Here is a 13,278-nt window from a genome sequence, read left to right as displayed (position 1 = left end):
AACCAAGCGTAGTGGTTAGTAAAAGTACGAATCGTGTTGGCGACTCATTGGCTCATTAACAAACTTTAACACCCCCACTATCAATCGGTTTAGCAACTTATTGTTCTTTCGTTTGCAATTCGTCTGTACTATGAAAAAAACAGTTTTTAGCGGGCTACGGTTCGTACCTGTCCTGCTCCTGGCCGTTACGTTGAGCGGAGTGGCCATCGCTCAGAAAAAAGCCGCCCCCTCTACCAAATCGACGGATGACAACTCTGAAGTGCACGTCAGAATCATCGAACGTAATGGAGCTGATGTGCGTGAAATTGAGCGAACGTATCGACTAAATGGGAAAAACGATTCCGAACGCGAAAAACTAGTCATGAAACTGGTCGATTCGTTGAAAGCCACCCGGAAAGGAGAAGGTCGTCGGCAAATGACCATTATTGTTGATGACGACGGAGACAGCCAAATAGCCGGGCGTAAAGAATTAAAGATGAGATCGAAACGCGCCCCAGGAGATGTTTATGTGTATCGCGGCAGATCGCCCAAGACCAATCGGGAGCTTTGGGATGACAACAACTGGCGTTATGAATTTCGGCAGGGTTTCGATTCACTAACCGACCGTGTGAATCGGTTCCGGTATGAGTTTCCAAAAGATTTCGATCAGAAACTGGCTCGCCCTTTCGAAGAATGGTCACGCAATTTTAACGCGAAACCTTCTACCATTCGTAGCCTGGATGCCTATCCAAACAATCCAGATCGTGACCAGATTAACGTACGGTTTACAGCTCCGGCTAAAGGCGATGTTAGCATTATTGTCACTAATTCGAAGGGAAAAGAAATTGCACGCCGGGAAATAAAAGATTTTTCGGGCGAATTCGTCGGGCAGATAGCTTTGGGCAGCAAATCGCAGGGCACATTTTTTATTACAGTTACCCAGAATGAAGACGGGGCCGTAAAACGAATTGTTGTTGATTAATACTGAATTAGGTTCCAGATTTCCGGTTTTTGTTTACATTTGCCAGCCGGAAATCTGGAACCTGAGCATAACAATTTGGATACGTACAAAAAATTTTAAGAAATTTTAGTACTATGTATTGCAAGATACCAAATAAAACACATAACTTTGTGGTGTCATAAATACTAAGAACATGAAGGCTGCTGTTATCATCGGGATTTTGTTAGTAGGATTAAGCGGACAAGCTATGAGCATGGGGCACCCACACAACGTGTTTGCCGCCCGTAAACAGCTACGTGCTAAACCATGCGTATCCAATTCTAAAGCTAAAGTTCGGGCAGCGGCCGAGTGGAAACCGGCTGTTCAGGCGGCTAAAAATGCTCTAAGTGAGCGGTTAGTGGCTGTATTTACGCACCTTCGTCCAGTTCGCTCTTATTAATTGAGCAGAGAAATATCTGTTTCAACTCGGTTAATAATCCACACAACAAGACTATATATTCTCCTTCTTATAAATTGTCTCTAAGGCACTCTTCACTTCGTTAAAATACTCGACTGCTGTGGCCCTGCTACGGCATTATTTTTGCTCTTTTCTGAGCAATTATCTTCCAAGTTGTATCGAATTATTAGTGTAGCAAATTATCTGGCAACCGTAGACAAGCCCGATTAATAACGTATTGGCCAGTACGTTAACATTTACTGATTCAAGCCTCTTTTATATTTTAATTTGTATTAAACCATTGTCGAGCACGATTATTCAATAAAATTTCGTTAAAAATTTAGACAATTCGGTGATTAGCTATGGTTTTTGGCAGGCTTTGTCTATTTTTATGGTTTAGCCAAAACACCACCGATAACCGATTGTACAATTTTACGTACTAAGTACCCATGCAGAACATCGTTGTACGACCCATTTTACTTGTCGCACTCCTGTTCGTGAGTTTGCTGACGGCTTTCGGGTTAATGAAACCAGATCGCAAATTCTGGGTTCGCCTTGCTCATTCAGCCATTGCCAAAGCGACACCTAAAAGTGCAGTTTCTCTTCCGACACGTACTAAAATTGCTTCCTACAAATTCGGTCCTGATGCCCGTCCTGTTGAAGTGTTTAACCTGCCCGACAGTGGTACACATTGGGTAGATAGCGTTTTCCAGACGCTGACGCCAGAACAGAAAATTGGTCAGTTTTTTATGGTTGCGGCCTTCTCGAACCGCAGCGAAAACCATAATCAGTACATCGAGCACCTGATCCAATCCAATCATATCGGAGGATTAATTTTTTTCCAGGGAGGCCCCTACCGGCAGGCCGTATTGACCAATCGCTATCAGTCCCAGTCGAAAGTGCCTTTGCTAATTGGTATCGACGGCGAATGGGGACTTGGGATGCGGCTGGACAGTGCCATGGATTTCCCGAAGCAGATGTCGCTCGGCGCCATTCAGGATAATGAATTGATTTATCGAATGGGCGCTGAAATTGGGCGACAATGCCAGCGTTTAGGGATTCATATCAATTTTGCACCTGTCTCGGATGTAAACAGCAATCCGGCCAATCCAGTAATCGGTGTTCGCTCATTTGGGCAATCGCGGGAGAACGTAGCATTGAAAGCGTCGGCCTATATGCGTGGTCTGCAACAAACGCATGTTATTGCTACTGCCAAGCATTTTCCCGGCCACGGCGATACCAGCGCCGATTCGCACCACACGCTCCCAACGGTTAGCCGCTCGCCCGAAGAAATGCGCGAAATCGACCTATACCCGTTCCGGAAGCTGATTGCCGATAGTTTGATGGGCGTTGTAACGGGGCATCTGCACGTACCGGTTATGGATAACACGCCCGCACTGGCTGCTACGTTGTCGGAAAAAATTGTTACCGAATTACTGAAGAAAGAGCTTGGCTTTAGAGGTTTGGTGTTTACTGATGCACTGAATATGGGAGGTATCAGCCGGTCGCCGAAGGCAGTGGACGTAAATTTACGGGCTCTTATTGCGGGTAACGACATTTTGCTTTACCCAGAAAATGTCCGCGAAGCCACGCTGAATATCATGAACGCCGTTCAGCAGGGGATCATCTCGCAGGAACTGATTGACGAAAAAGTCCGGAAAATTCTTCGTGCCAAATATTGGGCAGGCCTCAGCCAGTATAAACCTATCAACCTTGCCGGGCTATCGGCAGAGCTGAACTCGCCTGAGGCCAAACTTCTGAAACAGGAACTTTGCGAACAGGCCGTTACGGTAACAGAAAACAAAAATAATCTTCTGCCGCTAAGCCGCCTTGATACGTTGCGGATGGCGTCGATAGCAATCGGGGCCGAGCCAGGAAATATTTTCCAGAAATCGCTGAATCAGTACGCTCCTTTCCAGACGCTGGCGATTGATAAGCCTGTTTCGGAAGCCGATTTGAACAATATTCTGGCCCAGATTGGCGATGCGAATACGGTAGTGCTGAGCTTTCACAAAATGGCTGAGTCTGCCAACCGGAAATACGGCATTACCAAGCCTTCACTTGACCTCATCAATCGCCTGAAAACGCGGGGAACGAAAGTGATTGTTACGGCTTTTGGGTCGCCTTATAGTCTGCCTCAGTTTGTTGGCGCCGATGCGCTGGTTTGTGCCTATCAGGAGCTGGATGATATGCAGCGCGTAGTACCGCAAATATTGTTTGGTGGTTTAGGGTCTCGTGGAAAACTGCCCGTTTCGATAGGTGGTCTGGAATTAGGTACAGGCCTGGCGTTGAACCCGGAAGGACGACTTTCGGTGGGGTCGCCGGAAAGCGTTGGAATGAAATCTGACGTACTGGCGCAAATCGATGCAATAGCGCAGGGAGCCGTTAAAAACCACGTAGTACCCGGCTGTGAGATTCTGGTAGCCCGTAAAGGAAAAGTCGTTTACAGCAAGAATTTTGGCGCACTGACCTACGCGGCCGGCGCCGAAAAAGTATCTGACGAAACCTTGTATGACCTGGCATCACTAACAAAAGTGCTCGCTACGTTGCAGTCGGTAATGGTGCTGTACGATCGTAAACAGATTGAACTGAATCAAAAAGCGTCTTTCTACCTGCCCGAACTACGTAACACCAATAAGCAAAACATTACGCTTCAGGATTTACTCTGGCACCAATCGGGTATGGTATCGTACTACCCAACGTCGTGGGACCGGACTCGCCTGCCGGGCGGTGGTCTGAAAGCCGAGTATTATTCAGCTACACACGATACGTTGCACACGCTTCAGATTGCCCCTACGCTCTGGGGCGTTCCGGCACTCCGGGACTCAGTCTGGAAATGGGTAGTACAATCGCCGATGTCGCGGAAGGTCGATGAGACGGGTAAACCTGCTTACGTGTATAGCGATCTGAATTTCCTGACCTTGCAAAAAATTGTCGAGCGCGTCAGCAAACAACAGCTCGACAAGTTCGTAACGGAGAACGTGTATAAACCGCTGGGTTTGCATCAGTTGGGTTTTACACCCCTGCAACGTTTGCAAAAGCCAGTTTGCGCCCCAACCGAGCAGGATACGTACTACCGAAATCAACTGCTAATCGGCACGGTTCATGATCAGATGGCGGCCGTGCAGGGCGGAGTTTCGGGCCACGCAGGTCTGTTCGGTAACGCGCGCGACATTGCTACGTTATTGCAGATGAATTTACAGAAAGGTAGTTACGGGGACCAACGTATTCTGAACCCAATGACCGTGCCTTTCTTCACCCAAACGCTTAGTAACCGTAGCCATCGGGCACTGGGTTGGGACAAGCCCAATCCGGAAAGTGCCAGCAGCGTTTATATGGCCTCCAAAGCATCGCCCCGTTCGTTTGGCCACACCGGCTTCACCGGTAACGTAGTGTGGGTTGACCCGGATGAGGAATTGATTTTTGTATTTTTATCGAACCGTATATATCCCACAGCTGGGAATAATTCAATAAATACCACCAAGCTACGTCGGCGGATTCATGAAGTAATTTATAATGCTGTTCAGCACTGATATGTAGCCGAAATTATTTTTTTTTAATTGTATTAATGCCACTTCATATTGAAGTGGCATTTTTATTGCTAAGACAAGCTATTGACTATCATCCCTAATGAAAACTTATAATGGACAATTGTGTAAAAACCTTTAAATCAGCAATCTATGATATTTCTGATTTAATTAAACGAAGAGAGGTTTCAAGCAGCTCATGAGTGAAGCCACTAATTATGTTGCCCTAAATGGCAATTAGTAAACCAAACAATTTTGTTTACGGAGTTTCGGTATCAACAGTACCTGCTGCGTAAGTATAAATGATTTAACTTTAATAAACACAATTCCATTATCGCTTCTACCTTTATGAAAGGACGTAATTTTTACCTCTCTTTAGTAATGCTGCTCTGGCTTTTAAGCCTGGCAGAACGTAGTGGTGCTCAATCGCTTACCGGTGTTACGTTTTCCCCAACGTCTCTTTGCCCCGGTGGCGCCCTAACCGTGAATTTTACGGCAACCGGCACTTTTGGAACTGGTAATGTCTTCACTGCTCAATTGTCTGATGCGACGGGTTTTATGCCTGCTAATCCGACTGTTATCGGCAGTGTTACCCGAACCACGAGCGGAAGCATTAATGCCATCATCCCGAAAACGGCTGTGGCCGGCACGGGCTACCGTATTCGAATTATATCGAGCACAGTAGCCAAAGCCTCTATCACCAGTGCGATTACACTTGCCTTGTCGACACCCATTGCTCCAACAGCGGCTACCCCTGCCCCCTATTGCCAGGGAGCCACTGCAGCCCCATTAACGGCAACGGCTTTGGCTGGTGGTACGTTGCAATGGTATGGCCAGAATGCAACAGGCGGTACGGCGTCGACTACGCCTACTGTACCTTCTACCACTCAGGCGGGAACGGCAACGTACTACGTCAGCCAGGTTGTAAGCGGCTGCGAAAGTCCCCGGAAAAGTATAACCGTAACCGTAAAAGCAGCACCTGCCGGGCCAACTGTTACTCCGGTTCCTACGTATTGTTTAAGCCAGACAGCCACTACGTTGTCAGCTACACCTTCGGCCGGAGGTACGTTGAATTGGTATGGAACATCCGCAACCGGCGGCACTCCCTCGAACGTTGCTCCGAAACCATTGACAACGCAGGCCGGAACTACCAATTACTACGTTAGTCAAACGTTAAACGGTTGCGAAAGTCCCCGGGTGGCCATTGCCGTAACGGTATCATCCGGCCCAAGTGCTCCTGTAGTTAAAAATCCGACCCTGGCGTGTTTGAACCAAACCCCGCCGAGCTTAACAGCAACCGCTTCGGCCGGTGGTACGTTAAACTGGTATACAGCAGCATCCGGCGGTACGGCGTCGAACGTTACTCCCAAGCCAACAACCAATAGTGTAGGCTCAACGACGTACTACGTTAGCCAATCGATTGGTGGCTGCGAAAGTCCACGAGTGGCTCTTACCGTTACGGTAAGTTCTATTCCATTTATGCCCAATATTGCTATACCAAGTGCCTATTGCGAAGGGGCTACGGCTTTGCCCCTATCGGCCGGTGGTCAAGGTTTATTATGGTATGGAACAAATAAAACGGGTGGTACGGGTTCGCCAACCGCAACTGTACCCAGCACAGCATCAACGGCCATCGGTACTACGTTATACTACGTTACCCAGACTGTAAACGGATGCGAAAGCGAGCGAGCGGTTATTCCAGTACAGGTAAAAGATACGCCAAATGCGCCTGTTACATCGGCGATTGATATCTGTCAGGGTGTAACGGTCCCTACCCTCTCGGCAACCTTTGTAGCCGGTGCTACGCCTATCTGGTACGGTACATCGGCGACCGGCGGAACGGGAACTAGTATTGCCCCTAAACCCTCTAGTGCTTCGCCAAGTAATGCACTTTACTACGTCAGCCAGACGCTGAACGGCTGCGAGAGTCCTCGGGCCAGCCTTCGTGTGCAGGTGAAAGCAACGCCTGCTGCACCAGGTGTCAACCCAGTCAGTTACTGCAACAATTCGACCGCTACGCCCTTGACAGCCAATGGCGCAAATCTGAAATGGTACGATGCATTCGATAAACTTTTAGGGGGAGCCCCAACGCCAAATACCGGCAGTGTGGGTACGTTGGTTTATAAAGTTTCGCAAGTATCCAGCGATGGTTGCGAAGGTCCCAAAGCGAACCTGCCGGTTGTTGTGAACGCGTTGCCGGGTACACCTACCGTAAATAATGTCAGCTACTGCCAGGCTCAGACCGACCAGCCAGTCCAGAGCGTAGGTGTGCTTCAGGCTACCGGGCAAAACCTGAAGTGGTATAATCAGGCCGGCAACCTGCTTCCCGGTGCGCCAACGCCTTCTATCGACAAGTCGGGCACGCAGGTCTTTTTGGTTAGTCAGACGATCAATAATTGTGAGAGTCCAAAAGCTACGTTGCAGGTAAATGTGGGCGCTATTGCGGCTCCTACGGTAGCCAAGTCGCTGCTGGTTTATTGCATCGACCAGCAAGTGGGACCACTTGAAGCAGCTGGCGACCCAGGCAGTACCTTGCGTTGGATTGATCCTTACGGACGTCTCCGTACTGATACACCTGTACCATCGACGCAAAATACGAACGTGAACCCCGATGGCGATATTTTCTACGTGTATCAGATCAGTTCGGGCGGTTGTTACAGCCCGCGGGCTGCCATTCGGGTCATTGTAAATGCGCCCCCAACGTTATCCCTCCGCGCTCAAAATACGACCGTAAATTTGGGAGAAAAGGCGACGCTAGAGTTGAAATTTACTGGTACCGGGCCGTATAGCTATACAATTTCGGATGGGTATACAGGTATCTGCCGCCGGTCGGATACAACTATTGCGGTAATACCACGAGGCAATACAACGTATCAGGTAGCGGGCGTTTCCAACGGCTGCGGACTAGGGCTCCCCGGTAATCCGGCCACAGCATCGGTTTCTGTGCGCGTACCTACTGTTTCAACAAGTGCTTTAACTTCCACAACTTTATGCGCTGGTACGTCGATTGAAGTTCCGTTTACAACTACCGGTCAGTTTACGCAGGATAACCGTTTTAAAATTGAACTGGCAAGTACGGCTGATACGTCGAAAAAGTATAGCGTTTCGGCCACCGCGCTACGTTCTCCCATTGCGGGATCGCTACCCGATAGCATACCCAGCGGCCAGTACTACGTTCGGGCGGTGGCATTGAATTCGGGCGTCGGCGTTACAGGAGCCAATAGCCCTACACCGCTGACCGTTCGTTCAAAACCTACTGCCAGTTTATCTGGTACGTTGGTAGCGCAGGAAGGCATGCCGGTTAACCTGACCTTCACCTTTGGCGGAGATGGTCCCTGGACGTTTACGTATGCCGATAGCCTTCAGAATTATTCTGCTACTGCAACCACGAGCCCGTATCTGGCGGAAATACGGCCTAATAGAAATTCGGTGTATCGACTATCCAACGTATCAAACAATTGCGGAACAGGCGTTGCGTCGGGTACCGCTACCGTCACGGTCTACTCGGTTTTAGGAACGGGCGATAGCTCGCTCGATCAGCTGGTGAAAATATATCCTATGCCTGTTACAACTACTTTCACGGTAGAACTAAACCTGCAATTAATATTCAACCCCGCTGTTATTACGGTATCGGATTCAAGGGGTAGACCCTTGCAGGAACGCGTAACCCGGCTTCATTATAATGATTTCGACCTGACTGGCCAGCCCAACGGTATCTATCTGGTTCGTATTCAGGTAGGTGATCGGCAGGTAATTCGAAAAATACTGAAACAATAGATTAGAAGTTGTAAGGTAATAAAGTTATAGGGTTGTAAAGTTCGTGAGCGCGTCAGCTAACTTTGCAACCCTACAACTTTATAACCCTATAACTTCTTTATGCCTGACGAGTATTTTATGGATATTGCGCTTAGCCTGGCTGAAGAAGCAGCGTATAATGGCGAAATTCCGGTGGGAGCTGTCGTTGTATGTCGAAACCGGATTATCGCGAAAGCCAATAACCAGACGGAGCAGTTGAATGACGTAACGGCCCATGCCGAAATGTTGGCTATTACCGCTGCCACTCAATATTTGGGCGGTAAATACCTGAGCGAATGTACGTTATACGTAACACTGGAACCTTGTGTGATGTGCGCCGGGGCGTTATTTTGGGCGCAACTAAGCCGATTAGTGATTGGCGCCGAAGATCCTAAACGAGGCTATAGCCGAATTGATGCTACGTTGCTGCACCCGAAAACCAGAGTTGAAACGGGAGTGCTGGCAGCTGAAAGTCAGGAGTTGCTGACTAAGTTTTTTACCCGCTTAAGAACATAATTCGGCAGAGGCTTGTTAACACAACCGAAGATCTTCCATTCTAACTAAACAAGTAAAATGGCTTTTGTATTAGACCCGCTTCCCTACCCTAGTGATTCGCTCGAACCGAATATCGACAAACAGACGATGGAAATTCACCATGGTAAGCACCATAATGCTTACGTGACGAATCTGAATAATGCCATCGCTGGTACCGATATGGAAAATAAATCCATCGAAGACCTGCTCGCTAGTGTAAGCAGCGCTCCTGTTGCCGTTCGCAATAATGGCGGAGGACATTATAACCATACACTGTTCTGGAATACCATTTCTGGCTCGGGCGGTGGTCAGCCAACCGGCGACCTGGCAGAGGCTATCAACACCAAATTTGGTTCGTTCGACGCTTTTAAAGAAGAGTTTACGAAAGCTGCTACCACTCGGTTTGGTTCAGGTTGGGCCTGGCTTATCGTATCGCCCGAAGGTGAGCTGGCCGTCACGTCGACTCCAAATCAGGACAATCCGCTTATGGATATTGCCGAAGTAAAAGGCTTTCCGGTGATTGGCCTTGATGTTTGGGAACATGCTTACTACTTAAAATACCAGAACCGTCGACCCGATTATATTGCGGCTTATTTTAACGTAGTAGACTGGAACGCAGCTGAAAAGCGCTATCAGCAGGCTAAACAGGCATAGTCTTGAATGAATAATGGTTGATGGATAACGAATAATTGGTAGTAAGATCAATTTTATTCATTGTTCATTAATCATTATTCCTTATTTTTGCCCACTCAAAATGGTGATCGTAGCTCAGTTGGTTAGAGCGTCGGATTGTGGTTCCGAAGGTCGCGGGTTCGAGCCCCGTCTTTCACCCATTAAGCCCCGGTAATTCCGGGGCTTTTTTTATTGGGTACGTTCGTAGACGCCATAATTTTGTTCCGCTGTAAAGTTCTTTGGAAAACCACCCTTTTGTTTATTTTTTTTCAACAATCTATTAAACAAAACTACCAAAATTGCGTTTTTTTAAATAGATTGTTCCCAAATCCTGCACTAAAACTGAACGTTGGTTTTTTGTTGATGGAAGTTATATGTTCGCGCATGGCTGGCCGATCATACTCTTCTGCTGGTTCATGATTGGTTGTAGATGAAGCAAATAAGCATCATGAGTAAGTATTCCATAAAAGATTTAGAACAACTCTCCGGCATAAAAGCCCATACCCTGAGAATCTGGGAGCAGCGTTATACGATTATCTCCCCAAAACGGACAGACACGAACATTCGTACTTATGATGACCAGGATTTGAAATTGGTTTTGAACATTTCGATGCTGAAAGATCATGGTTATAAAATTTCAGAGATAGCGAAACTGTCTGTTGATGACATGAACCGGGAAGTGGCCAAAATCTCGGAGAAACAGCTGAATTACCCTGACCAGATTCAGGCACTTACGCTGGCTATGATTGATCTGGATGAAGCTCGATTTAATAAAATCATCGGAGCGAACGTTCAGCAGTCTGGCTTCGAGAGTACGATGATTCGCATTGTTTACCCATTCTTAAGCCGTCTCGGTACGCTTTGGGTAACGGGGTCCATCGGGCCAGCGCAGGAACACTTTATTACGAACCTGATTCGGCAAAAAATCATCGTTGCCATTGATACGCTGGCGGATACAGAAGATCAGCCGGGCAAAACGTATCTGCTGTTTTTACCCGAAGGCGAATTCCACGAAATTAATCTGCTGTTTGCCCAGTACCTCATAGCTGCCCGCAAGAATAAAGTTGTTTATTTAGGCCAAAATCTGCCGTTTAGCGAGCTGGTATTTGCCGGGAAGCGCCATCAGCCCGATTACGTTTTTACGGTCGTTACATCAACACCAGCTAATCACGAAGTTCAGCCATTTGTAAATCGACTCTCCAGTACTTTTCCAGATTCACAGATTTTACTGACGGGTTATCAGGTTATTGGCCAGGATATTGACGCCCCCGCAAATACCCAGATTATCAATCAGATCGAAGAACTGATCAGCATCGCTGCTACGTAGTACGCATTCAGGTCAAGCTCGTACTACGTAACAGGCAGCAACTCAAAGCACAGCTTTTCGGGGTCATCGCTTTTAATAGAATAGAACCCGTTTTTGATCAGCGCTTTAATAGAAGCTTCGTTCGTAGGTAACGTATGGGCAATAATTCTCTGTACCTGCGGTTGCTGCCAGGCATTTACAGCTAACGTACCAACAATTTCAGTGGCGATTCCCTGCCGACGCCATTCATCCGAAACAGAATAGCCAATTTCTATTGTACCATCTGCACTAGGTGGACCAAAATAGCCAGCTACTGCTACCAAAGTTGCTGGTGTAGTAGGGGTTGGATATGTAACAACGTACCAGTTGTACCAGCCAATAGCATCTTCCTGTCCACTGGATAGTTGTTCCAAAAAAAACTTCATTGCATCCTCATCGTATTCGCCAGGCGGCCAGTCAGTTGGAATTGCTACGTTCAGTAATTGAGCGAATCTTGCACGATTCGTTAATTCAAGATTCAATAAGGTAAGCGTACCGGCAACAAAAAGCAGACGCTCGGAATAAAGAAAAGCAGCGTTCATCGGTAATTGAGGCAGTTATATACACTCCTGTGCAAAAGCCAGCGCACGTCGTTCGGCATAGGTATGTTCATCACGGGCAACCTGAAATCCTACGTGGCCTCCTCTTTTAGGGGTCTCCAAAAAAATGGATTTATGCCTTTGGGCTAGCCAGGCCGGTGAACATTCCGGTGATAATAGCGGGTCGTTTTGGGCATTCAATAGCAACGCGGGCACAGCAATACCAGGCATGTAATTTACGGCAGATGCCTGAGTATAGAAATCGTTGGCATCCTGATAGCTATTAATGGGCGCTGAGAAAAATTCGTCAAAATCACGCCATTTCCTGACATTTTGTAATTGACTAAGATTCAGACGCCCCGGAAATCGAGTGTCCTTCTGGCGCAGTTTGACAACCAGCTTTTTCATAAATCGCTGTTTATAAAATCGATTACCTGCCCGGTCGAGTAAACCTGCACTAGATCCCAAATCAGTTGGCGACGAAATGGCAACCCCCCTTTTCACTACGTCTGGAAGCTCTTTTCCGTGAACACCCAGGTATTTAAGCGTAATATTACCGCCCATGCTGTACCCGACCAGCACAATTTCCTGATAGGGTTTTGTCTTCAACGCATAGTCAATGACTTCGCCTAAATCACCGATTTCGCCGTGATTATACAGCCGGAAAGCCCGATTCATTTCGCCACTGCACGAACGGCAGTTCCAGGCCAATACGTCGTAATTATGCTGCGCGAATAACTTAGCTGTACCCTGAATGTACTGCCGGTGGCTATCGCCCTCCAGGCCGTGCGTTAGCACCACAAGCCGCTGCTGACCTTTATCAACCCAGTCTATATCCACAAAATCTCCGTCGCTGAGTATCAGACGTTCGCGCTCATACGTAACGCCCAACACCCGACGCGTTAGACTGGGGATAATAGTTTGAAGATGACCATTGTACTGATAAACAGGCGGTCCGGCGTACGAAGATTGAATTAGCGGCATATGCTATGAACAACGGATAGTTTTGTATCGTTGTTCCTGCATACATTCACAACCATGCCGATTACCAAATACATCTCCGTAATTATCGCCAGTACGATCAAATTTGTCGGCGGACCACTGTCGGGGGTTGCGCTGGGGTTGACCTGGCTCGAAACAGCTATTTTCACCACCATAGGCATGATGGTCAGCGTAGTGATAGTTATTTACGCCGGTGCTGCGCTGCAAGTACTCATTCAGAAGTATCGTTCTACTCCACCCAAACGCTTTACGAGACGAACACGATTAGCTATAAAAATTTGGAAACGAGCGGGTTTAGCGGGTATAGCTTTTTTAACCCCCCTGATTCTAACGCCAATTGGAGGCACTATTCTCGCCATCTCGTTTCGGGTTAAACGGGGCGAAATCATTCTGTATATGCTAGTCAGCGCTGCTTTCTGGGCGATTATTCAATCTATCGCTTTCTACCAGATTCCCGGTTTGAAAGGAGTTTTTGGGTAATAGCAATG

10 protein-coding genes and 1 tRNA gene are annotated in these 13,278 nt (G+C 47.6%); 9 read left to right on the top strand and 2 right to left on the bottom strand.

Translation table 11 applies throughout. The annotated features are described in order from the left end of the window. Window positions 1-130 precede the first annotated feature (130 nt). From ACYVF1_RS00590 to ACYVF1_RS00555, 8 genes are all read left to right on the top strand, one after another. A complete protein-coding gene (locus ACYVF1_RS00590; protein ID WP_461074547.1) occupies window positions 131-961 on the top strand; it encodes a T9SS type A sorting domain-containing protein in 831 nt (276 codons plus the stop codon). A 172-nt stretch (window positions 962-1,133) separates the two neighbouring features. Next, on the top strand, window positions 1,134-1,379 hold the full coding sequence (locus tag ACYVF1_RS00585; RefSeq protein WP_461074545.1) for a hypothetical protein: 246 nt from the start codon (window positions 1,134-1,136) through the stop codon (window positions 1,377-1,379). Window positions 1,380-1,825: 446 nt separating this feature from the next. Further along, on the top strand, window positions 1,826-4,909 hold the full coding sequence (locus tag ACYVF1_RS00580) for a glycoside hydrolase family 3 N-terminal domain-containing protein (protein WP_461074543.1): 3,084 nt from the start codon (window positions 1,826-1,828) through the stop codon (window positions 4,907-4,909). 342 nt (window positions 4,910-5,251) lie between these two features. After that, window positions 5,252-8,680: an Ig-like domain-containing protein gene (locus ACYVF1_RS00575; RefSeq protein WP_461074541.1), complete on the top strand. Its 3,429-nt coding sequence runs from the start codon at window positions 5,252-5,254 to the stop codon at window positions 8,678-8,680. A 99-nt stretch (window positions 8,681-8,779) separates the two neighbouring features. After that, a complete protein-coding gene (locus ACYVF1_RS00570) occupies window positions 8,780-9,214 on the top strand; it encodes a nucleoside deaminase (RefSeq protein WP_461074539.1) in 435 nt (144 codons plus the stop codon). Window positions 9,215-9,271: 57 nt separating this feature from the next. Continuing rightward, window positions 9,272-9,886: a superoxide dismutase gene (locus ACYVF1_RS00565; RefSeq protein ID WP_461074537.1), complete on the top strand. Its 615-nt coding sequence runs from the start codon at window positions 9,272-9,274 to the stop codon at window positions 9,884-9,886. A 102-nt stretch (window positions 9,887-9,988) separates the two neighbouring features. Continuing rightward, a tRNA-His gene (locus ACYVF1_RS00560) sits at window positions 9,989-10,064 on the top strand. 288 nt (window positions 10,065-10,352) lie between these two features. Next, on the top strand, window positions 10,353-11,231 hold the full coding sequence (locus ACYVF1_RS00555) for a MerR family transcriptional regulator (protein ID WP_461074535.1): 879 nt from the start codon (window positions 10,353-10,355) through the stop codon (window positions 11,229-11,231). Between the two features lie 23 nt (window positions 11,232-11,254). On the opposite strand, the gene ACYVF1_RS00550 is transcribed toward ACYVF1_RS00555, so the two are convergent. Next, a complete protein-coding gene (locus tag ACYVF1_RS00550; protein ID WP_461074533.1) occupies window positions 11,255-11,791 on the bottom strand; it encodes a GNAT family N-acetyltransferase in 537 nt (178 codons plus the stop codon). Window positions 11,792-11,806: 15 nt separating this feature from the next. Continuing rightward, on the bottom strand, window positions 11,807-12,772 hold the full coding sequence (locus ACYVF1_RS00545) for a YheT family hydrolase (protein ID WP_461074531.1): 966 nt from the start codon (window positions 12,770-12,772) through the stop codon (window positions 11,807-11,809). 54 nt (window positions 12,773-12,826) lie between these two features. Here ACYVF1_RS00545 and ACYVF1_RS00540 point away from each other — a divergent pair, with 54 nt between their 5' ends. Further along, window positions 12,827-13,270, top strand: coding sequence for a hypothetical protein (locus tag ACYVF1_RS00540; protein WP_461074529.1), 444 nt, complete (start codon window positions 12,827-12,829; stop codon window positions 13,268-13,270). The last annotated feature ends 8 nt before the right edge of the window (window positions 13,271-13,278 follow it).

Source organism: Spirosoma flavus (genome assembly GCF_054778555.1).
This window is presented reverse-complemented; position numbering and strand designations above follow the sequence as displayed.